Source organism: Streptomyces sp. NPDC017940, from assembly GCF_044328435.1.
Taxonomy (GTDB): Bacteria; Actinomycetota; Actinomycetes; order Streptomycetales; family Streptomycetaceae; genus Streptomyces.
Genome location: NZ_JBIRHJ010000001.1, coordinates 617,874 through 637,791 on the forward strand (window position 1 = coordinate 617,874; position 19,918 = coordinate 637,791).

Consider the following 19,918-nt stretch of genomic DNA (forward strand, 5'->3'; position numbering starts at 1 on the left):
CCGGACGCGGTCACGAGGACTTCTTCTGTACGCGGTCCAGCTCCGCCGACACCTTGCGCACGACCGACCTCAGCTCGCTCTCCGGGTTCGCGCCGGACTTGATGATCCGGCTGAGGGCGTCCTGATAGGCGACCCGGCTCGCCGGGGTCCAGAGCAGGGGCTCGGCGTACCCGTGCCGGGTGGTGTGGCGCACCGCGTCCGCCGCCGCGCCCTCGGTGAGCGCGTCGGCCTTCTTCGCGAGGGAGAGGCGCGCGGGGATGTGGAACCCGTACGAGAGCGCGAAGTCCCGCTGGTACTCCGTCCTGTCGATCCACAGCCACTTCACGAAGTCCTTGGCCTCCTCCTTGTGCGCGCTGCGGGCGCTGACGGCGGCGCCGTACGCGCCCACCGGCACCGCGGGCTTCCCGGCAGGCCCGGCCGCGGGGAAGGGCAGCACCCCGAAGTCGTCGCCGAACGCCTTCTGGACGGCGGGCAGCGCCCAGAGACCCGACCACTGCATCGCGGTCAGCTCCTGCACGAACGCCGACGGGTCCGACCAGTCGGACGGCGCGCCGAGCAGCAGCGACTTGTCCTTGTACAGCGTGCGCAGCGCGGCAAGGGCACGGGCGGCGGCCGGGTCGTCGAAACCCACCCTGCCGTCGTCGGTCACCAGCCGGAGGCCCGCCGCGTACAGGGGCGTGCCGCCGAGGGCGCCCGCGCCGCCGTCGTTGCCGAGGAACAGGCCCTTGGTCCTGTCGGTCGTCAACTCGCGCGCGGTGTCGACCAGTTCGTCGAGCGTGCGCGGTGGTGTGCGGCCCGCGTCGGACAGGAGGCTCTTGCGGTAGTACAGGACCTGCGTGTCGACCACCTGCGGGATCGACCAGATCCGGCCGTCGTGGGTCTTCGGGGCGAGCACGACGGGGTCGAAGTCGTCCCGCACACCGCCGTCGAACAGATCGGTGAGGTCGACGACCTGGCCGCCCCGGATCTGGTCCAGGGTCGGACCGTTGACCTCGAAGACGTCGGGCCCCGAGGCGGTGAGGAGCGCGGCGGCGGTCTGCTCGTCGTAGTTGCCGGGGCGCCACTGCACGGACACGTCCGCCTCGTCGTACGCGGCGGCGTACCGCTTCACCGCCTGTTCGGTGCCTGCCTCGCCGTACTGGTGGTACCACTGGGACAGCTTCGGGCCGCTGCCGCCCGAATCGCCGCCGTCCCGTCCCGTGTTGGACCCGCACGCCGTGAGCAGGCCGAGCGCGGCCCCGGATGCGAGCAGTGTCCTGCGGCTGACGTTCATGCCGTTTCCCCCTGTGCGCTGGATCGTCGGGTACGTGCCGGGCCCAACGATCAACCATGGGCGAGGATTACGACAGACGGATTGCGGCCGCGTGTCGGCCCCCCGAGGTGCGGCGCCCCGAAGGGGCGCGGGGAACCGCGCGACCAGCCCCCGCGATCCCGCGGACGGCGAGGAGGACAGCAAGCCCCACGGCGGGCAGCCGCCGACGCGGACCGGCGGCCGCGCCGGGCAACCGTCAACGCCGGGCGGCAACCCGGAACCGCAGACGACAGATGACCGCATCCGTCTCCCGCCGCACCGCGTGCGCAAGCACCACCCCCCGCTGGTTCTGCAACAGCCGCTCCCACACGTGCGCGGGCTCCACCTCGGGAATGAGCACGGTGACCCGGGTGCCCGGGTGGTACCGGTACACCCGCTGCACGTACGCGGCGACGGGACGGCCCACCGTACGGGTGGGGGACATCAGCTCCACCAGGTCCACGCCGGGGTTCCACAGCTCCCAGTCGCGGCGCAGGTCCTCGGCGGCACGCCGGTCGTCGGGGTCGTCGTGGGAGACCGTCACGGCCCGCACCTCGTCGCCGAGCGACACCGCCGCGTTGAGGGCCTCGCAGGTCAGCCGGGACAGACCGGAGACGGGCACGATCACGAGGGAGTGGTCGCGGCGCGGCGGCCCGGGTACGCGGCCGAGGCCGAGGTCCTTGCCGATGCGCCGGTAGGCGCGGTGCACCACCTCGAAGACGAGGACGATCGCGGGCAGCGCGAGGACGATCAGCCAGGCGCCCTCGGTGAACTTCGTGGCGGTGACGACGAGGGCCGCGACGCCGGTGAGGGCCGCGCCGAAGCCGTTCAGGAGCGCCTTCGCGGGGCGGCCCGCCGCGCGCCAGTGGACGACCATGCCGGTCTGGCAGAGCGTGAAGCCGACGAAGACGCCGATCGCGAACAGCGGCACGAGGGTGTTGGTGTCACCGCCGGAGAAGAGCAGCAGGGCCGCGCCCGCGACGGCGAGGGCGAGCACGCCGTGCCGGTGCACCTGCCGGTCGGCCTTCAGGGCGAACACGTGCGGCAGGTAGTTGTCCCTGGCGAGCAGGCCCATCAGGACCGGAAGGCCGCCGAAGGAGGTGTTGGCGGACAGCGCGAGCAGGATCATCGTCGCGAACTGCACGACGTAGAAAGCCCAGTTGTGGCCGAGGGAGGCGTCCGTGAGCTGGGCGAGCACGGTGACGCCCTCGACCGGTCGCAGGCCGAAGCGGGAGATGAGGACGGACAGGCCGATCAGCATCACGCCGAGCAGGGCGCCGAGCGCGACCTCCGCGTGCTGGGCGCGCTTGACGCGGGGGGCCCTGAAGGACGGCACGGCGTTGGCGATCGCCTCCACGCCGGTGAGCGCGGAGCAGCCGGACGCGAAGGCCTTGAGCAGCAGGAGCGCCCCGACCGTGGTGGCGTTGTCGGCGAGCACGGAGGCATGGCCCGCGGACGCCTCGGTGGAGACGGGCGCCGCACGGAGGAGTCCGACGGCGACCAGGGTGAGGATCGCGCCGACGAACACCGCGGTCGGGGCGATGAACACCCGCGCCGAGTCGACGATGCCGCGCAGGTTGACGCCCGTGACGACGAGGAGGACGCCCAGGCACAGCCACAGCCGGTCCCCGTACAACTCGGGGAAGGCGGAGGTGAGGGCGGCGACCCCGGCGGTCACGGCGACGGCGACGTTCAGGACGTAGTCCAGGACGAGGGACGCGGCGGCGACCAGTCCCGCCCGGCGGCCCAGGTGGGTCTTCGCCGCCGCGTAGCTGCCGCCGCCGTCCGGGAAGGCCGCGACGACCTGGCGGTAGGAGGCGACGAGCACGGCGAGCAGGGCGGCGATCGCGAGGGTCACCGGCAGCGTGAAACCGAGGCCGTGCCCGCCGGCCGCGGCCAGGACGAGCACGATGGCCTCGGGGCCGTACGCGACGGACGCCATGGCGTCCAGGGACAGGGCGGCCAGACCCTGCACGGCGGTGAGACGGTGCCGCTCACCGGGGTCGGTTTCCGCGAGTGTCGGGGCGCCGGTACCGGGAGCCTCCGCGGGTGCCGGGGCGCCGGTGCCGGGCGGTACCGCGGGCGCCGGGGCGTCGCCGCGCCGGGAAACGGTCGTCATGCCGGTCCTCTCCTCCTGGTCGGCCGGCGCGGTCGTGCCCCGGGCCGGTCCAGCGTCGACGCCCGCGGGCGGGGCGGCGGCACCCCTTGGCGACTCCTTGACGGGTCCTCGGCACCTCTTGACGCCTTGTTGAGGGGGAACGTCAACTGCGCGTAAAGGTGTGGCATGGGTCTGTATGCAGCTTGTCAACGCCGCAGACGGCGGGCGCGCCCCGGCCTACGGTGCCGCACATGGGACATGACTGGACGACTCGGGGCGCGAGCCCCGCCGCGCGGGCGGTGCCGGACGCGGACGCCGTGCTGACCGACCGGAGCTGGGCGGCCGACCTGCGCGCGGCGGCCTTCTGTTCGTGCGCGCTGTTCGCCCTGATCGTGCTCGTCGACTTCGGCGCGGGCACCCTGAGCGCCCTGCGCACCGGACTGTGGGCGGGCCTCGCCGGACTGCTCCACGTGGTCCTGCACCCGGTGCGGGTGACGGCGGGCCCCGGCTGGCTGGCCGTGCGCGGTCCGCTGCGCCGCCGCCACGTGTGCACCGGCCTGCTCACCGCGGTACGGGTCAGCGAGACCGTCGGCGTCCGGATCGTGCTGTGCGACTCGCTCGGCAACCGCGTGGAGTTCGACCCGAAGGTCCTCGCCGCGAACCCCCTCCTGCTGCACCGCCTGGACCTGGGCGCCCGCCGCTCCCTGGCCGCGGGCCTGCTGCGGTCGGGATCGGTGGAACTGGGGCGGTTGCTCGCGCGCCTGGAACGCGGGCAGGCCAGAGCGGTGTTCGAGGCGTCGGGCCTGCGGTAGCCCGGGACCCGCCGTGCCGCGGTCCCCGCCCGGTCCTGTCAGGGGCGGACCCGCACCTCGTACACCGCCACGCCCGCCTCGTCGTCGTCCAGGCACCGCCCCGACGCCAGGTCGAAGCGCTGCTTCAGCAGGGGCGAGGCGACGAAGGGGCGGCCGTCCGCCGAGCCGACGAGGCCGCGTGCGAGCACGGCGGCACCGGAGAAGGGGTCGCGGTTGTCGATGGCATAGAGGCGCCGCCCCCGGTCCAGGAACAGGGCGGCCTGGCGCCGCCCGTCGGGGAGCAGCACGGCCACGCCCCGGCCGGGGGTGAGCCGCTCGGCGGCGCACACCGTCAGCCAGGCCCCGTCCAGGCGCAGTTGCACACCGGCGGCCACCGGTGCGTCCGTGGCGGGCGTGGCGGGTGCCGTCGCAGTCGCGGTCGTCGTCGCTGTGGCTGTCGTCATCGGGACGCGGCACCTTCCAGGTCGAGGTCGTGATCCAAGGCGCGGGGGGAGGTCCCGGGCGGCCGCAGGGTCAGCAGGGGCAGGTCGGGCTTGATCTGGTCGCGCTCGGGGACGAACGCCACCAGCGGGTCCGGGGCCTCGGGGGCGTTCACGAACGAGACGAACCGCGCGAGGCGTCCGGGGTCGGCGAGGGTCTCGGCCCACTCGTCGCGGTAGTGCGTGACGTGGTCCGCCATCAGGGCCTCCAGCTCGGCGCAGAGACCCAGCGAGTCGTCCACCACCACGTCCCGTACGTGATCGAGGCCGCCGTCGATCCGCTCCAGCCAGGCCGAGGTGCGCTCAAGGCGGTCCGCGGTGCGGATGTAGAACATCAGGAACCTGTCGATGAGCCGTACGAGACCGGCGTCGTCCAGGTCCTGGGCGAGCAGGTCCGCGTGGCGCGGGGTCGCGCCGCCGTTGCCGCCCACGTACAGGTTCCAGCCGCTCGCCGTCGCGATCACGCCGAAGTCCTTGGACCGGGCCTCCGCGCACTCGCGGGCACAGCCCGACACCGCCGACTTCAGCTTGTGCGGGGCGCGCAGGCCCCGGTAGCGCAGCTCCAGGTCGATGGCCATGCGCACCGAGTCCTGCACCCCGTACCTGCACCAGGTCCGCCCCACGCACGACTTCACCGTGCGCAGCGCCTTGCCGTACGCGTGCCCGGACTCGAAGCCCGCGTCCACCAGGCGGGCCCAGATCCGGGGGAGCTGCTCGACGCGGGCGCCGAAGAGGTCGATGCGCTGGCCGCCGGTGATCTTCGTGTAGAGCCCGAACTCGCGGGCCACCTCGCCGATCACGATGAGCTTGTCCGGGGTGATCTCACCGCCGGGGACGCGCGGGACGACCGAGTACGAGCCGTTCCTCTGGAGGTTGGCGAGGAAGTGGTCGTTGGTGTCCTGGAGGGCCGCCTGCTCGCCATCGAGCACGTAGCCGTCGGCACCGATGGCGGGGGCGAGGGAGGCGATGACCGAGGCCACGGCGGGCTTGCAGGTCTCGCAGCCCTCGCCGCCGCGCGCCCCTTCGCGGCCGTGCCGGTCCAGGAGCTCCTGGAAGGAGGCGACACGCAGGGTGCGCACGATCTCGTACAGCTCCTGGCGGGTCTGCGCGAAGCAGCCGCACAGGCCCGTGTCACCGGACCGCGGGAGGAGCTGCCCGATGAGCTTGACGCAGCTCCCGCAGCCGGTACCGGCCTTCGTGCGCTTCCTGACCTCCGGCAGCGTCGCGCAGGCCCGCACCGCGTCCTTGGTGACGTTGTGGCAGTTGCACACCACCGCGTCGCCCGGCAGCGCCTCGGGCCCCAGCGCCGGGGCGGCCCCCGCGCCCGCGGGCAGCACCAGCTGCTCGGCGGGCACCGGCGGCACGGAGCCGGTCAGCGCGCGCAGCGTCCCGTAGGACTCCGTGTCGCCCACGAGCACCCCGCCGAGCAGCGTGCCGTCGGCGCTGACCACCAGCTTCTTGTACGTGCCCGAGCGCGAGTCGGCGTAGGCGACGTCCAGGCTCCCGCCGGTCGCGCCGTGCGCGTCGCCGAACGACGCGACGCCGACGCCGAGCAGCTTCAGCTTGGTGGACATGTCGGCGCCCGTGAAGACCGTGTCGCAGGTGTCCGCCGCAACGCCGGCGGCGATGGCGGCGGCCGCGGTCTGCGCCATCTCGTAGCCCGGCGCGACCAGGCCGTACACACGGCCGTCGGCGGCCTGCGCGCACTCGCCGATCGCGTACACCGCGGGGTCGCCGGTGCGGCACCGCTCGTCGACGACGACGCCGCCGCGCTCGCCCACCGCCAGACCGCAGTCCCTGGCCAGCCGGTCGCGGGCGCGCACGCCCGCCGAGAACACGACCAGGTCAACGTCGAGTTCCGTGCCGTCCGAGAGCCGCATCCCGCGCACCGCGCCCGCGTCGTCGGTGCGGATCTGCTGCGTGCCGGTGCCCGTGTGCACCACGAGCCCCCGCCCGGTCAGCGTGCGCAGCAGCGCGGCGCCGCCGCCCTCGTCGACCTGCGCGGGCATCAGGCGCGGCGCGAACTCCACCACGTGCGTACCGAGCCCGAGTCCTTGCAGCGCGCCCGCGGCCTCCAGGCCGAGCAGCCCGCCGCCGACCACCGCGCCCGTGGCGGCGTGGGCCTTGGCGTACGCCTCGATGGCGAGGACGTCCTTGATGGTGCGGTACACGAAGCACCCGGCCGCGTCCCTGCCCGGCACCGGCGGCACGAACGGCGCCGATCCCGTGGCGAGCACGAGGACGTCGTACGCGACGGTGTGCCCGGCGCGCGAGGTGACGGTGCGCGCGCCCCGGTCGACGCGCTCGACGGGGTCGCCCAGACGCAGCTCGATGCCGTGTCCCGCCATGAACCCCGCGTCCGTGACGGACAGGTCGTCCGGGGTGCGGCCGCTGAAGTACGAGGTGAGCTGCACGCGGTCGTAGGCCGGGCGTGGTTCCTCGGCGAACACGACCACGCGGTGCGTCGCGGTCAGGCCGCGCTCGGCCAGGGCCTCCAGAAAGCGCTGGCCGACCATGCCGTGCCCGACCAGGACGAGCGTTCCGGCCGGTGACGGGGGAGTTGAGCTCGGGCGCGTCGGGTCCATGGGTCAGAGGCCTCCGTCGTGAGTGAGCAGGTGCAGCAGCGGGCTGCCGTCGTCGGGCAGGGGCTCGTCGGACTCCCAGGCGCGGGCGAGGGCGCCCACGGACGCGAGTTCGCCGAGGAGCACCCCGCCGACGAGGCGGTCGTCGCGGACCACGACCTTGCGGTACGTGCCGCGGGTCGCGTCGGTGAGGCGCACGACGTCGTCGTCGGGCCGGGTCTCGGGGTCGCCGAACGCCGCGAGGTCCAGCGGGTGTTCGCCGTGCGGCAGCGTGAGGCGGGTCAGGGAGCGGGTGCCGGAGTAGGGGCGGGCCGTCTCGGGCGAGGTCAGCGCGGCGGCGAGGGCGTCGGCCTGGTCGAGGGCGGGCGCGGCGAGGCAGCGGGTCAGGCCCGCGTGCTCGGCGCAGTCCCCGACGGCGTACACGTGCGGGTCGCTGGTGCGCAGCCGGTCGTCGACGACGACGCCGCGCCGGACCTCCAGGCCCGCGGCGCGCGCGAGCCCGGTCCGCGGCCGGACCCCGCACGCGAGGACCGTCAGGTCGGTGTCGAGCAGACAGCCGTCCGCGAGCTCCACCGCCCGCACCGCGCCGTCGTGCTGCCGCACTCCGCGCACCCGGCACTCGGTGTGCACCTCCACCCCGAGCGCGGTCAGGTGCGCGCGCACGAGCTCCGAGGCGTCCGGGTCGAGCTGGCGCTCCATGAGCCGGTCGCCCTGCTGGGCCAGGACCACCTGGGCGCCCCGGTCGGCGAGTGCCCGGGCCGCGCACACGCCGAGCAGCCCGCCGCCGACCACGACCGCGCGGGCGCCTGGCCCGGCGGCCGCCGACAGGGCCAGGCAGTCCGCCATCGTCCGGAACGGGTGCACCCCGTCCGGAAGGTCCGGGGCGCCCGGCGCGAACAGGCCGCGCAGGGGCGGCAGCACCGGATTGGCGCCGGTGGCGAGGACGAGCGTGCCGTACGGGACGCGGGAGCCGTCCTCGCACAGCACCACGCGGTCGGCGAGGTCGAGGCGTACGGCGCGGGTACGCAGGTAGCCGCCGCGCGGGGGCCGCGGCAGGGCGATCACCTCCGGCCCGTACCGGCCGGCGAGCACGTCGGTGAGCAGGACCCTGTTGTACGGGGCGTGCGGCTCCTCGCCGATCAGCAGCGCGTCGGGGCCGAGCCGGGCGGCGAGGCGGGCTCCCGCGAGGCCGGCGCCGAGCACCACGACGCGGCGGTGCGGACTCCTCCTGGTCATGCCCCGCAGCGTGCGGGGCGCGGATTTCCCCGCGGGTACCGGGCTGTTTCCCCCGCGGAACGGTGGGCTCAGCGGGCGGGGGGCGGGAGTGTGAGGTCACCCGCGGCACGGCAGGCTCAGAAGTCGCTCAAGTCTCCCCGTTTCCTGGACCGCGCGCGTGGCGCGTCCATAGGGTCGCGATCATGCCTGACATATCCATGACCACGGTGGTCGTCCTGTGCCTGGCCGCGCTCGCGGCGGGGTGGATCGACGCCGTGGTGGGCGGCGGCGGACTCCTGCTGCTGCCCGCACTGCTGCTCGGCCTGCCGGGGACGACCCCGGCGGCGACCGCACTCGGCACCAACAAGGCGGTGGCGATCGTCGGCACGACCGGCGCAGCCGTGACGTACGTGCGCAGGGCCCCCGTCGACGTGGCCACGGCCGTGCGGATCGGCCTCGCGGCACTGGCCGGGTCGATGGGCGGGGCGTTCTTCGCCGCCGGGATGAGCACCGAGGTGCTCAAGCCCGTCATCATGGCCGTCCTGGTCGGCGTGGGCGCCTTCGTGATCTTCCGGCCCGACTTCGGCACGGCCCCCGCCGCGGGCCCCGTGCCGCCCCGCCGCGTGCTCGCCGCGATCGGCGTCGCGGGCGTGGGCATCGGCTTCTACGACGGCCTCGTCGGCCCCGGCACCGGTACCTTCCTGGTGCTCGCGCTGACCGCCGTCCTCCGGCTCGACCTGGTCCGTGCCTCCGCCAACGCGAAGATCGTCAACTGTTGCACCAACGCGGGGGCCCTGACGATGTTCGCCTGGCAGGGCGCCGTGCTCTGGCGGCTCGCGCTCGTCCTCGCCCTCTTCAACCTCGTGGGCGGCACCCTCGGCGCCCGCACCGCCCTGAAGAAGGGCAGCGGCTTCGTGCGGATCGTGCTCCTGACCACGGTGGTGGGGCTGGTGGCGAAGATGGCCTACGAGCAGTGGGTGGCGTAGCGGGGCGGCGCGCGACGGGCGCCGGCGGGAGAGCCGCTACCGGGTGCCCGTGAGGTGCGCGAAGACCACCACGTTGCCCTGGTAGCCGGTCTGTTCGGAGTACGCGCCGCCGCAGGTGATGACCCGCAGCTCGGGGCGGGACGCGGCGCCGTACACCTTCTCGTCGGGGAAGTCCTTCGCGTCGTACACCTCGACGGCGTCGACCGTGAAGAGCGCCACGTCGCCGTCGCGCCGCTCGACCTCGATGACGCGGCCCCTGGTGAGCGCCCCGAGCCGGTAGAAGACGGCCGGGCCCTCCGCGTTGTCGACGTGCCCCGCCAGGATCGCCGTGCCGCGCTCGCCCGGCATGGTGCCCGCCTCGTACCACCCGGCGAGGTTCTTGTGCCGCGGCGGCGGCACGTCGAGGCTGCCCTGGCGGGTCAGGCCGAGGCCCATCAGCGGGGCGTCCACGTCGATCGCCGGGATGCGGATCCGGTCGGGCGGCGACGGCGGGAGCGGCGCCGAGAGCCCGGGCCCCACCGGGCCGGTGCCCGCCACGGCGGCCTGCGCGGCGGACGGCTGCGGCGGCGCGTGGGACGCCGTGCCCTCGTACACCAGCCACCCACCACTGCCGATGGCGAGCACGGTGGCCGCCGCTATGAGGGTGTTGCCGAACCTGCCTGGCCGCTCTGTCCGGCGCATGGCTCACCGCCTGAGGTCGTCACTGGGGGAGGGGGAGGGGGTGTCCTGCCTCCCCCTCCCGGGGCCGCGAGGGACGGGCGGCCGGGAGAGGGAGGGGAGCGGATACCCGCGGACCGCGGAGGGGGCCCGTCAGATCCTGTCGCCTCTCGCCCGGCGATGCAGGAGCCAGGTACCGCCCGCGGCGGCGACGGCGAGGACGCCCACGCCGGCCGCGGTCTTCACGGGATCGGGCCCGAGGGCACCGCCGACCCCCGTCTTCACATGCCCCTTCGGGTGCACCGGTACGGGTACGGGCTGCTCCCCGCGGGCGGGCGCCGTGGACGTCAGCGTCACCGACAGGTCACCGGCCACCTGACGGCCGCCCGAGCCCGCGCACCTGGCGACGATCTCGTAGGTGCCCGGCTGCGCCGAAGGGGGCACGTCGAACCGCCCGGACAGCGCCCGGGCCGCCTTCCCCGGGGCCAGCGCGAACGTGCCCGCGCCGACCGCGCTCGCGTCCCCCGTGGCACCGCCGCCGCTCCCGCCGCACGCGGCGGTGTGCACCGTGACGCTGGTGCCGGGCGTGACGGTGGCCGGTGACACCTCCAGGCCGTCGGCGGGCGCCGCGGCCGCGGGAGCCATGAAGACCCCGGTCGTCAGGACACCGGCCGAGGCGACGGCGAGCGCGGCGGAGGTCGTCAGCTGGCGGGCTGTGCGCATGGGGCGGGCTCCTGTCGATGCCTTCGTGCGGGACGCATCTCCGAGGTAAAGGGCACTCGGCGCCGCACGCCTGCCGGAAAACCCTCAGAACCCCTGCGAGGCCACGCGTCCGGACGCGTCGACGACGACGTTCCAGCAGGTCACCCCGTGTGTCGGGCAGCGAGTACCGAAGCCGCGGGGCGGCGGCTGTGAATGGGTGACCCGACCCGCCGCCACGCCCGTGGCAGGACGGGGCCGCGCTCGGTTCACAGGGCGTCCCACGGGACGGCCTCGTACACCTCGGACACGGTCGTCATCAGCCACTCGTCGACGGGGAGGTCCAGGTCGTCGACGCGCCGCACCGGACTGACGCCCCACGAGTTCATGACGAGGGCGGCCCGGTACGCGGGCAGGTCCCGCAGCCGTACCGGGCCGAGGCGCGTGGGCAGGCCCGCGTCGTCCAGGCGGGCCCGCAGGAGCTGCATGGTGATGCCGGCCAGGTGCGGTCCGTCGGGCCACACCACCTCGTGCCCGTCCCAGAAGGCCACGTTCGTGATCGCGCCCTCGCTGATCGCGCCGTCCGGGCCGGTGAGCAGCGCCTCGTCGAAGCCCGCGCGGCGCGCCGCCCGCCCGTGGTAGGCCTGCGCGAAGCCGCCGAGGCGCTTGACGTGGGCGACCGGCCGGACGTACGGCACGGACATCAGGGACCGTGCCCGCGCGGCCGTCGTGGCGGGCAGCTCGGTGGGCGGCCGCACGGTGACCATCAGGGACGGGGCGCCTTCGGGGGCGTGCACGTACACGCGCACCGAGGCGTCGGCGATCACCCCGGTGGCGCCCGCGCCACCGTCGCCGGTGAGGGCGTGCCGGACCAGGTCACGGACCCGGCCGCCGTCGAGCCCCTGGTCGAAGAGTTCGCGCGTCGCGGCGTCCAGGCGGCGCAGATGCAGGTCGAGGCCGCGCACCCCGCCCCCTCTGACCTGCATCGCGGTGAAGTGCCCGAAGCTGTCGAGAGCGCGCGTCCGCAGGGACTCGACGGTGCCGGGCCTGCCGTCGACCTCAAGTCGCAGGACATCGGTGGGGGTTGGTGGTGTGCTCATGGCCCCACCGTACGATCCTGACCGCCGCGGTCGTCGGGGAGACGGCGCCCGCTTCCTGGGCGGAGGCGCCGCTCGGCCCGCCGTGCGGAGGAGGCGCCGCTCAGTCCTCCAGGAGGCGCCGCGGGCCCGGCCCGTGCGCGGCCAGCTCGTCCCACGGGTTCGACAGGGCGCACCGGTCGAGCGAGAGGCAGCCGCAGCCGATGCAGTCCGTGAGGTTGTCGCGCAGCCGCTCCAGGGTGCGGATGCGCTGGTCCAGGTCCGCGCGCCAGCACTCCGAGATGCGGGCCCAGTCCTCGCGCGTCGGCGTGCGGTCCTCGGGCAGCAGCCGCAGCACGTCACGGATCGTGGCCAGCGGTATGCCGAGCCGCTGCGAGGTGCGGATGAAGGCGACGCGGCGCAGCGTGTCACGGCTGTAGCGGCGTTGGTTGCCGCTGGTGCGGCGGCTGCTGATGAGCCCCTCGCGCTCGTAGAACCGCAGGGCGGAGGGAGCCACGCCGCTGCGCTCGGCCAGCTCGCCGACGGTGGCTTCCCTGGCGCCCGGGGAGAGATGCGTCGTCATGCCGCCAGATTAGCCATGGGCACGGCTTGACCTGAACCAAGGTTTAACTAAGAAGCTCTCTGTATGAACACCACCACAGCCCAGACCGTCTCCCCGTCCACCGCCGCCGCGTTCGAGGACCCGGCCGCGACCGCGACTCCGGTGAAGGTCGCCGTGATCGTCGGCAGCAACCGCGAGGGCCGCTTCGGCCCGGTCGTCGCCGAGTGGCTGCTGCGCAGGGTGCGCGGCCACGAGGGGTTCGAGGCGGACGTCGTCGATCTGGCGGAGGTGGACCTGCCCACCTCCCTGTCCTTCCGCCCGTCCGCCGACGTCGTCACCGAACTCGCCAAGGTCACCCCGAAGCTGGCCGAGGCCGACGCCTTCATCGTCCTGACGCCCGAGTACAACCACTCCTTCCCCGCGTCCCTGAAGAACGTCATCGACTGGCACCGCGCCGAGTGGGAGGCCAAGCCCGTCGGCCTCGTCTCCTACGGCGGCATCTCCGGCGGCCTGCGCGCGGTCGAGCACCTGCGGCAGGTCTTCGCGGAGCTGCACATGGTGACCGTCCGCGACACCGTCTCCTTCCACAACGCGGGCGGCCTCTTCGACGACGACGGCAACCACAAGGACCCCGCCCTCGCCGACACCGCGGCGCGGGGCATGCTGGACCAGCTGCACTGGTGGGCGTGGGCGCTGCGGGCCGCCAAGGGGGTGCGGGCGTACGGGAGTTGACGCCCGGCGGGCGGCGCGGCGCGGGGGCGCCGCCGGGGCGTGCGGGGGTACGGGGGTCCCTCGCACGCCTGCGGCGCCTTCGGCGGGGCAGGTAGCCTCCCGTCTGCCGGGGCGGGCAGACCCCGGGCGGGCCCGGGTGCACCCCGGGCAGACCCCGGGAAGGCGCCGGGCGCACCCCGAGCGGACCCCCGGGCAGACCCCGAAGAGTTCCACGAGAGGAAGCCGAACCGTGACCGAGCCGACGCCGACCACCGTCCTCACGGTCCTGACCACGGCCGACACCCCGGACCTGGCCGACGCCCTCGCGCGCGGCGCGGTCGAGGCGCGGGTCGCGGCCTGTGCGCAGATCAACGGCCCCGTGACCTCGGTGTACCGCTGGGAGGGCGCCGTGGAGACGGCCCGCGAGTGGCAGGTGCTCCTGAAGACCACCGACCGCCGCTACGCCGACCTGGAGTCCTGGCTGACCGAGGCCCACCCCTACGACACCCCGGAGATCATCGCCACTCCCGTGGTCCGGGGGAGCGCGGCCTATCTGTCCTGGGTGGCCGAGGAGACCGCGCCCTGACAGGAGGACCGCACCCCGGCCCGCTCAGGCGCGCTCCACCCGCACCGCGCACACCTTGAACTCCGGCATCCGCGACACGGGGTCGAGGGCGGGGTGCGTGAGGGTGTTGGCCCGGCCCGCGCCCGGCCAGTGGAACGGCATGAAGACGGTGTCGGGGCGGATGGCGGGCGTCACCCGCGCGGGCACCACGACGCGCCCGCGCCGCGACACCACGGCCACCGCATCGCCGTCGGCGACCCGCAGCCGGGCGGCGAGCCGTGGATGCAGCTCCACGAAAGGGCCCGGCGCGGCGGCGTTCAGCTCGTCCACGCGCCGGGTCTGCGCGCCCGACTGGTACTGCGCGAGCACCCGCCCGGTGGTCAGCACCACCGGGTACCCGGCGTCGGTCTCCTCCGCGGCGGCCCGGTGCGTCACGGGCACGAACCGCGCCCGCCCGTCGTCGGTGGCGAACCGGTCGAGGAACAGCCGCTCCGTCCCCGGGTGCGCCGGCGCGCCCTCGGCAACGGCGGGGCACGGCCAGAAGAGGCCCTCGCCGTCCCCTTCCGCGAGCCGTTCGTACGAGATCCCCGCGTAGTCCGCGAGCCCGCCCGAGCTGGCCCGCCGCAACTCCTCGAACACCTCCTCGGGCTCGGCGGGGAAGCCCTTCCCGTGCCCGAGCCGCGCGGCCAGGCCGTGCAGGACCTGGAGGTCGCTGCGGACGCCCTGCGGAGGGTCCACGGCACGCCGCCGCAGCAGCACCCGCCCCTCCAGGTTGGTGACGGTGCCCGTCTCCTCGGCCCACTGCGTCACGGGCAGCACGACATCGGCGAGCAGCGCCGTCTCGGAGAGCACCACGTCGGCGACGGCGAGGAAGTCGAGGGACCTGATCCGCTCCTCCACGTGCGTGGCGTGCGGCGCCGACACCACCGGGTTGGAGCCCATCAGGAGCAGCGACCTCACCTCGCCGCCGAGCGCGTCGAGCAGCTCGTACGCGGACCGCCCGGGACCGGGCAGCGCCTCGGGGTCCACGCCCCACACCCCCGCCACGTGCGCGCGGGCCGCGGGGTCGGTGAGCTTGCGGTAGCCGGGCAACTGGTCGGCCTTCTGGCCGTGTTCGCGGCCGCCCTGGCCGTTGCCCTGCCCGGTGAGGCAGCCGTACCCGGAAAGCGGTCGGCCAGGGCGCCCCGTGGCCAGGCACAGGTTGATCCACGCGGCGACGGTGTCGGTGCCCTTGGCCTGCTGCTCGGGGCCGCGCGCGGTGAGCACCATGGCGTGTTCCGCGGCGCCGAACCGCCGTGCGGCCTCCCGCAGCCGCGGCACCGGCACCCCGGTGATCCGCTCCACGTACTCGGGCCAGTGCGCCATGGCGGCGGCCCGCGCCTCCTCCCAGCCGGTGGTGCGCTCCCGGACGTACGCCTCGTCCGTGTGCCCCTCGGCGACCACGAGGTGCAGCAGGCCGAGGGCGAGGGCGAGGTCGGTGCCGGGGCGCGGGGCGAGGTGCAGGTCGGCCTGTTCGGCGGTACGGGTGCGGCGCGGGTCGACCATGATCAGCGTGCCGCCGTTGTCCTTGAGCCGGGTGAGGTGGCGCAGGGCGGGCGGCATCGTCTCCGCGAGGTTGGAGCCGACGAGGATCACGCAGTCCGTGCGGGCGACGTCCGCGAGCGGGAACGGCAGCCCCCGGTCGAGGCCGAAGGCCCGTGCTCCCGCCGCCGCCGCGGAGGACATGCAGAACCGGCCGTTGTAGTCGATCTGCGAGGTCCCGAGCACGACCCGCGCGAACTTCCCGAGCGCGTATGCCTTCTCGTTGGTGAGCCCGCCCCCGCCGAACACCCCGCACGCGTCCGCCCCGTACGCGGCCCGGGTCCGCGCGAGCCCGTCCGCGACCCGGTCCAGGGCCTCCTCCCAGCCCGCGGGCTCCAGCTCGCCCGTGCCGGGGGAGCGCACCAGCGGCCCGGTCAGGCGCACCCGTGCGGAGAGGACGGCGGTCGCCGTACGCCCCTTGCCGCACAGCGCGCCCCCGTTGACGGGGAACGCGGGCCGCTCCACGACCTCGACTCCCGCGGGGCCGCGCGTCAGCCCCATGCCGCACTGGAGCGCGCAGTAGGGGCAGTGGGTGGGCGTGACGGGTCCCGGTGCGGCGTCGTTCCGCGGGGGCGTCCGTTCCGGTGCGGGCGAGGTGTGCATGCCCGCAGCGTCCGGCGGCCGTGTTTCGCCCCCGGACCCGCCGGGTTACACCGGCGGTACGCCGATCTCCGCGACGCCCGGCCCCCCTGTGAGGCCGCCCCGCCCGTGAACCCTCCGTAAAGATCCGTCACGGCGGCGCAACGGGAACGAAATCCGCCGCCACCACCCTCGTCCCATGACCACCACGAACCCGTACCCGTACCCGTACCCGTACCGGAACCCCGCCCTGGTGGTCGTCGCGCACGGCAGCCGCGACCCCCGCGCCCTCGCCACCGTGACGGCGCTGCTCGACGAGATACGGGCACTGCGACCGGGCCTCGACGTGCGGCTCGGGCACATGGACCTGAACGAGCCACGCCTCGACGAGACGCTGCGCGCGCTGCCCATCGCTGGGCGGGGTGGCGTCGGGCTGGGTGGCGTCGGGCGGGGCGCCGTTGGGTGGGACGCCGCCTGGCCGGGCGCCGCAGGCGCAGGTGGCGACGTACCGGGTGGCGACGTACCGGGCGCCGATGGGTCGGGCGCCGGTGGTGTTCTCGTGCCGCTGCTGCTCAGCCGTGGTCACCACGTCCGGCACGACATCCCGGCCGCGGCGGCCGCGGCCGCCCGCCCGGGGTGCCCGCTGCGCGTCGCCGCCCCGCTCGGCCCGCACCCCCTGCTCACCGAGGCCCTGTGCGCCCGCCTCACCGAGGCCGGGTGGCCGGTGGGCGCGGGCGCGGGGCACGGAGTGGTCCTCGCCGCCGCGGGCTCCCGCGACCCCGCCGCCGCCGTCGACACCCGCCGCGCCGCCGCCCTCCTCGCCCGCCGCCTGGGCGTCCCCGTCGTCCCCGCCTACGCCGCGCCCACCGAGCACACCCCGACGACGGTGCCCGCCGCCCTGCGCGCCCTCGCCGCGCGGGGGGTGCGGCACACCGCCGTCGCCGCCTACTTCACCGCCCCGGGACGCTTCGCCACGCAGGCCGCCGACGCCGCGCCCGGCCGCGCCGCCGCCCCGCTCGGCGCGCACCCGGCCGTCGCCGCCCTGCTCCTGCACCGCTACGACCAGGCCCGCGCCACCGCGGCGCGCGGCAGGGCGCTGTCCGTCTGACGGGGGTCCGGGGCGATGCGGCCCACGGCCGCCGTCTACTGTCGGGGCATGGCAGGCACCGCACCGAACGCCCCCACCGCGCCCTACGACGAGGCGGCCACCGAACGCTTCGCGGCCGAGCCCGACAAGCGGCCGGGACGCACCGCCTTCCAACGGGACCGGGCCCGCGTCCTGCACTCCGCAGCGCTGCGCCGCCTCGCGGGCAAGACCCAGGTCGTCACGCCCGGCGCGAAGAGCATGGCGTGGGACGCCAGCGCCCGTACCCGGCTCACCCACTCCCTGGAGTGCGCCCAGGTCGGCCGGGAGCTCGGCGCGGCCCTCGGCTGCGACCCCGACCTGGTGGAGACCGCCTGCCTCTCCCACGACCTCGGCCACCCGCCGTTCGGGCACAACGGCGAGCAGGCGCTCAACGAAGTGGCGCGGGGCTGCGGAGGGTTCGAGGGCAACGCGCAGTCCCTGCGCCTGCTCACCCGCATCGAACCCAAGCGGTTCGTGCGCGGCGGGGCCGGCGGCGAACTCGTCAGCGTCGGCCTCAACCTCACCCGCGCGGCCCTGGACGCCGCCACCAAGTACCCCTGGCCGCGCGGCGCCCACCCCACCGACCCGGCTTCGGTCAAGTTCGGCGTGTACGAGGACGACCGGCCGGTCTTCGACTGGATCCGCAAGGAGGCACCGGACCACCCCGAAGCGCCGGGCCACCCCGAGGGCCCGGGCCACCCCGAAGGCCCCGGGTACGCCGAGGGCCGAGGCCCGCGCGTCTGCTTCGAGGCGCAGGTCATGGACTGGTCGGACGACGTCGCCTACTCGGTGCACGACATCGAGGACGGCCTGCACGCGGGCCACATCGACCCGAACCTGCTGCACGCCGAACCCGAACGCCAGGACGTCTTCGCCGTCGCCGTCGGCCGCTACGTCCCCGCGGACACCGACCCCGAGGAACTCGCCGCCGCCCTCGACCGGCTCCAGGAGCAGCAGTGGTGGCCGCACGGCTACGACGGCTCCGCCGTCGCCCAGGCCCGCCTGAAGGACGCCACCAGCCAGCTCATCGGCCGCTTCTGCCTCGCCGCCGAGTCCGCGACCCGGGAGCGCTACGGTACCGGCCCCCTCACCCGGTACGCCGCCGAACTCGTCGTACCGCGCGCGGCCCGCCTGGAGTGCGCCGTCCTCAAGGCCGTCGCCGACCGCTACGTGATGCAGCGCCCCGCCCAGGAGCGGCTCCGCGCCGACCAGCGCGTCGTCGTCGCCGAACTCGCCGCCGCCCTCACCGCCCGCGCCCCCGAAGGGCTCGACCCGCAGTTCCGGGCGCTGTACGACGAGGCGCCCGACGACAGGACCGCCCAGCGCGTCGTCATCGACCAGATCGCGTCCCTCACGGACGCCGCGGCAAGGTCCCTGCACCACCGGCTCACGGGCGGGCGTCCTGGGAAATGACCGGCACAACCCATAAATTGAGCAATCCAGCGATCGGGCAACCCCTGGAGGGAGGAACCCGAACGGCGGGTAACCACCTCCGCGGGAGCGCCGCCGGTCCGGGCGCAAAGGGGACCACACCCCCTTCCGCCCCCACGCTCCGTGCGGGACGCTCCAGTGAGCTGACGGTTTCGAGGAGGAATCAAGTGGTCGACGCGGATCAGACGTTCGTCATCGTCGGAGGGGGCCTCGCGGGTGCGAAAGCGGCCGAGACGCTGCGCAGCGAGGGCTTCACCGGCCGGGTGATCCTCATCGGCGACGAGCGCGACCACCCGTACGAACGCCCGCCCCTGTCCAAGGGCTATCTCCTCGGCAAGGAGGAGCGCGACAGCGTCTTCGTGCACGAACCCGGCTGGTACGCGCAGGCGGACGTCGAGCTGCACCTGGGGCAGACGGTCGTCGCCATAGACCGTGCCGCGCACACCGTCAGACTAGGCGACGGCACGGTCATCCGCTACGACAAGCTGCTCCTGGCCACCGGCGCCGAACCGCGCCGCCTGGACGTGCCCGGCACCGACCTCGCGGGCGTGCACCACCTGCGCCGCCTCGCGCACGCCGACCGGCTGCGGCACGTCCTCGCCGCGCTCGGCCGCGACAACGGCCACCTGGTGATCGCGGGCGCGGGCTGGATCGGCCTGGAGGTCGCCGCCGCCGCCCGCGAGTACGGCGCCGAGGTCACGGTCGTCGAGCCGGAGCCCACCCCGCTGCACTCCGTGCTCGGCCCCGAGATCGGCCAGATGTTCACCGACCTGCACGCCGAGCACGGCGTGCGCTTCCACTTCGGCGCGAGACTCGCGGAGATCACCGGACAGGACGGCATGGTCCTCGCCGCCCGCACCGACGACGGCGAGGAGCACCCGGCGCACGACGTGCTCGCCGCGATCGGCGCCGCCCCGCGCACCGCGCTCGCCGAGTCCGCGGGCCTCGCCCTCGCGGACCGCGCGGACGGCGGCGGCGTCGCCGTGGACGCGTCCCTGCGCACCTCCGACCCGGACATCTACGCCGCCGGCGACGTGGCCGCCGTCGACCACGGGCTCTACGCGACCCGGCTGCGCGTGGAGCACTGGGCCAACGCCCTCAACGGCGGCCCCGCCGCGGCCCGCGCCATGCTCGGCAAGGACGTGACGTATGACCGTGTGCCGTACTTCTTCTCCGACCAGTACGACCTCGGCATGGAGTACTCGGGCTGGGCGCCCCCCGGCACGTACGACCAGGTGGTGATCCGCGGTGACGCGGGCAAGCGCGAGTTCATCGCGTTCTGGCTGCGCGAGGGGCAGGTCGTCGCCGGGATGAACGTGAATGTGTGGGATGTCACGGAGACGATCCAGCAACTGATCCGCACCGGCGCCCGCCCCGACCCGGACGCCCTGTCCGACCCGTCCCGCCCCTTGACGACCTTGCTCGGCTGACGTCCCTCGCGGGGCGCCCCGCGAAGGCTGCTCCGCAA

17 protein-coding genes are annotated in these 19,918 nt (G+C 74.9%); 7 read left to right on the plus strand and 10 right to left on the minus strand.

Features of this window, described 5'->3' with window-relative positions:
• Nucleotides 1–10 precede the first annotated feature (10 nt).
• Nucleotides 11–1,273, minus strand: a complete 1,263-nt coding sequence (locus ACH4DX_RS02505; protein WP_398153704.1) for an ABC transporter substrate-binding protein — start codon at nucleotides 1,271–1,273, stop codon at nucleotides 11–13.
• A 235-nt stretch (nucleotides 1,274–1,508) separates the two neighbouring features.
• Nucleotides 1,509–3,410 carry an APC family permease gene (locus tag ACH4DX_RS02510; protein ID WP_398153705.1) on the minus strand — a complete coding sequence of 634 codons (1,902 nt, stop codon included), beginning with the start codon at nucleotides 3,408–3,410 and terminating at the stop codon, nucleotides 1,509–1,511.
• A 230-nt stretch (nucleotides 3,411–3,640) separates the two neighbouring features.
• Here ACH4DX_RS02510 and ACH4DX_RS02515 point away from each other — a divergent pair, with 230 nt between their 5' ends.
• Nucleotides 3,641–4,201 (plus strand): hypothetical protein, encoded by a 561-nt coding sequence (locus tag ACH4DX_RS02515; RefSeq protein ID WP_398117099.1) that lies wholly within the window; start codon nucleotides 3,641–3,643, stop codon nucleotides 4,199–4,201.
• A gap of 38 nt (nucleotides 4,202–4,239) precedes the next feature.
• On the opposite strand, the gene nirD is transcribed toward ACH4DX_RS02515, so the two are convergent.
• From nirD to ACH4DX_RS02530, 3 genes are read right to left on the minus strand one after another with little or no spacing between them, the layout of a single operon-like run.
• Complete coding sequence (gene nirD / locus ACH4DX_RS02520) at nucleotides 4,240–4,644, minus strand: nitrite reductase small subunit NirD (protein WP_398153706.1); 405 nt, start codon at nucleotides 4,642–4,644, stop codon at nucleotides 4,240–4,242.
• A complete protein-coding gene (gene nirB / locus ACH4DX_RS02525) occupies nucleotides 4,641–7,265 on the minus strand; it encodes a nitrite reductase large subunit NirB (RefSeq protein ID WP_398153707.1) in 2,625 nt (874 codons plus the stop codon). Before nirB ends, nirD begins: the two co-directional genes overlap by 4 nt.
• 3 nt (nucleotides 7,266–7,268) lie before the next feature.
• A complete protein-coding gene (locus tag ACH4DX_RS02530) occupies nucleotides 7,269–8,498 on the minus strand; it encodes an NAD(P)/FAD-dependent oxidoreductase (RefSeq protein ID WP_398153708.1) in 1,230 nt (409 codons plus the stop codon).
• Between the two features lie 182 nt (nucleotides 8,499–8,680).
• On the opposite strand from ACH4DX_RS02530, the gene ACH4DX_RS02535 reads away from it, so the two are divergent.
• Complete coding sequence (locus ACH4DX_RS02535; protein WP_398153709.1) at nucleotides 8,681–9,463, plus strand: sulfite exporter TauE/SafE family protein; 783 nt, start codon at nucleotides 8,681–8,683, stop codon at nucleotides 9,461–9,463.
• A gap of 36 nt (nucleotides 9,464–9,499) precedes the next feature.
• Here the strand turns inward: ACH4DX_RS02535 and ACH4DX_RS02540 are convergent, their stop codons facing one another.
• From ACH4DX_RS02540 to soxR, 4 genes are all read right to left on the minus strand, one after another.
• On the minus strand, nucleotides 9,500–10,144 hold the full coding sequence (locus ACH4DX_RS02540) for a class F sortase (protein ID WP_398117106.1): 645 nt from the start codon (nucleotides 10,142–10,144) through the stop codon (nucleotides 9,500–9,502).
• A gap of 129 nt (nucleotides 10,145–10,273) precedes the next feature.
• Entirely contained in the window at nucleotides 10,274–10,843 is a 570-nt protein-coding gene (locus tag ACH4DX_RS02545; protein WP_398117107.1) for a hypothetical protein, read from the minus strand.
• Nucleotides 10,844–11,088: 245 nt separating this feature from the next.
• Entirely contained in the window at nucleotides 11,089–11,919 is an 831-nt protein-coding gene (locus tag ACH4DX_RS02550) for an aminotransferase class IV (RefSeq protein WP_398153710.1), read from the minus strand.
• Between the two features lie 100 nt (nucleotides 11,920–12,019).
• Nucleotides 12,020–12,478 carry a redox-sensitive transcriptional activator SoxR gene (gene soxR, locus ACH4DX_RS02555; RefSeq protein WP_398117110.1) on the minus strand — a complete coding sequence of 153 codons (459 nt, stop codon included), beginning with the start codon at nucleotides 12,476–12,478 and terminating at the stop codon, nucleotides 12,020–12,022.
• Nucleotides 12,479–12,541: 63 nt separating this feature from the next.
• On the opposite strand from soxR, the gene ACH4DX_RS02560 reads away from it, so the two are divergent.
• Both ACH4DX_RS02560 and cutA read left to right on the plus strand, forming a co-directional pair.
• Entirely contained in the window at nucleotides 12,542–13,189 is a 648-nt protein-coding gene (locus ACH4DX_RS02560; RefSeq protein ID WP_398117112.1) for an NADPH-dependent FMN reductase, read from the plus strand.
• 229 nt (nucleotides 13,190–13,418) lie between these two features.
• Nucleotides 13,419–13,754 (plus strand): divalent-cation tolerance protein CutA, encoded by a 336-nt coding sequence (gene cutA / locus ACH4DX_RS02565; protein ID WP_398153711.1) that lies wholly within the window; start codon nucleotides 13,419–13,421, stop codon nucleotides 13,752–13,754.
• A 24-nt stretch (nucleotides 13,755–13,778) separates the two neighbouring features.
• On the opposite strand, the gene ACH4DX_RS02570 is transcribed toward cutA, so the two are convergent.
• Complete coding sequence (locus ACH4DX_RS02570; protein WP_398153712.1) at nucleotides 13,779–15,917, minus strand: molybdopterin oxidoreductase family protein; 2,139 nt, start codon at nucleotides 15,915–15,917, stop codon at nucleotides 13,779–13,781.
• Between the two features lie 175 nt (nucleotides 15,918–16,092).
• On the opposite strand from ACH4DX_RS02570, the gene ACH4DX_RS02575 reads away from it, so the two are divergent.
• From ACH4DX_RS02575 to ACH4DX_RS02585, 3 genes are all read left to right on the plus strand, one after another.
• Nucleotides 16,093–17,001, plus strand: a complete 909-nt coding sequence (locus ACH4DX_RS02575) for a sirohydrochlorin chelatase (protein ID WP_398153713.1) — start codon at nucleotides 16,093–16,095, stop codon at nucleotides 16,999–17,001.
• Nucleotides 17,002–17,049: 48 nt separating this feature from the next.
• Entirely contained in the window at nucleotides 17,050–18,432 is a 1,383-nt protein-coding gene (locus ACH4DX_RS02580; RefSeq protein WP_398153714.1) for a deoxyguanosinetriphosphate triphosphohydrolase family protein, read from the plus strand.
• A 185-nt stretch (nucleotides 18,433–18,617) separates the two neighbouring features.
• Nucleotides 18,618–19,880, plus strand: a complete 1,263-nt coding sequence (locus ACH4DX_RS02585; RefSeq protein ID WP_398153715.1) for an NAD(P)/FAD-dependent oxidoreductase — start codon at nucleotides 18,618–18,620, stop codon at nucleotides 19,878–19,880.
• The last annotated feature ends 38 nt before the right edge of the window (nucleotides 19,881–19,918 follow it).

Bases quoted from the DNA above. Each gene is read 5' to 3' on its own strand.
- ACH4DX_RS02505 (WP_398153704.1), bottom strand. From the start codon at position 1,273: ATGAACGTCAGCCGCAGGACACTGCTCGCATCCGGGGCCGCGCTCGGC.
- ACH4DX_RS02510 (WP_398153705.1), bottom strand. From the start codon at position 3,410: ATGACGACCGTTTCCCGGCGCGGCGACGCCCCGGCGCCCGCGGTACCG.
- ACH4DX_RS02515 (WP_398117099.1), top strand. From the start codon at position 3,641: ATGGGACATGACTGGACGACTCGGGGCGCGAGCCCCGCCGCGCGGGCG.
- nirD (WP_398153706.1), bottom strand. From the start codon at position 4,644: ATGACGACAGCCACAGCGACGACGACCGCGACTGCGACGGCACCCGCC.
- nirB (WP_398153707.1), bottom strand. From the start codon at position 7,265: ATGGACCCGACGCGCCCGAGCTCAACTCCCCCGTCACCGGCCGGAACG.
- ACH4DX_RS02530 (WP_398153708.1), bottom strand. From the start codon at position 8,498: ATGACCAGGAGGAGTCCGCACCGCCGCGTCGTGGTGCTCGGCGCCGGC.
- ACH4DX_RS02535 (WP_398153709.1), top strand. From the start codon at position 8,681: ATGCCTGACATATCCATGACCACGGTGGTCGTCCTGTGCCTGGCCGCG.
- ACH4DX_RS02540 (WP_398117106.1), bottom strand. From the start codon at position 10,144: ATGCGCCGGACAGAGCGGCCAGGCAGGTTCGGCAACACCCTCATAGCG.
- ACH4DX_RS02545 (WP_398117107.1), bottom strand. From the start codon at position 10,843: ATGCGCACAGCCCGCCAGCTGACGACCTCCGCCGCGCTCGCCGTCGCC.
- ACH4DX_RS02550 (WP_398153710.1), bottom strand. From the start codon at position 11,919: ATGAGCACACCACCAACCCCCACCGATGTCCTGCGACTTGAGGTCGAC.
- soxR (WP_398117110.1), bottom strand. From the start codon at position 12,478: ATGACGACGCATCTCTCCCCGGGCGCCAGGGAAGCCACCGTCGGCGAG.
- ACH4DX_RS02560 (WP_398117112.1), top strand. From the start codon at position 12,542: ATGAACACCACCACAGCCCAGACCGTCTCCCCGTCCACCGCCGCCGCG.
- ACH4DX_RS02570 (WP_398153712.1), bottom strand. From the start codon at position 15,917: ATGCACACCTCGCCCGCACCGGAACGGACGCCCCCGCGGAACGACGCC.
- ACH4DX_RS02575 (WP_398153713.1), top strand. From the start codon at position 16,093: ATGACCACCACGAACCCGTACCCGTACCCGTACCCGTACCGGAACCCC.
- ACH4DX_RS02580 (WP_398153714.1), top strand. From the start codon at position 17,050: ATGGCAGGCACCGCACCGAACGCCCCCACCGCGCCCTACGACGAGGCG.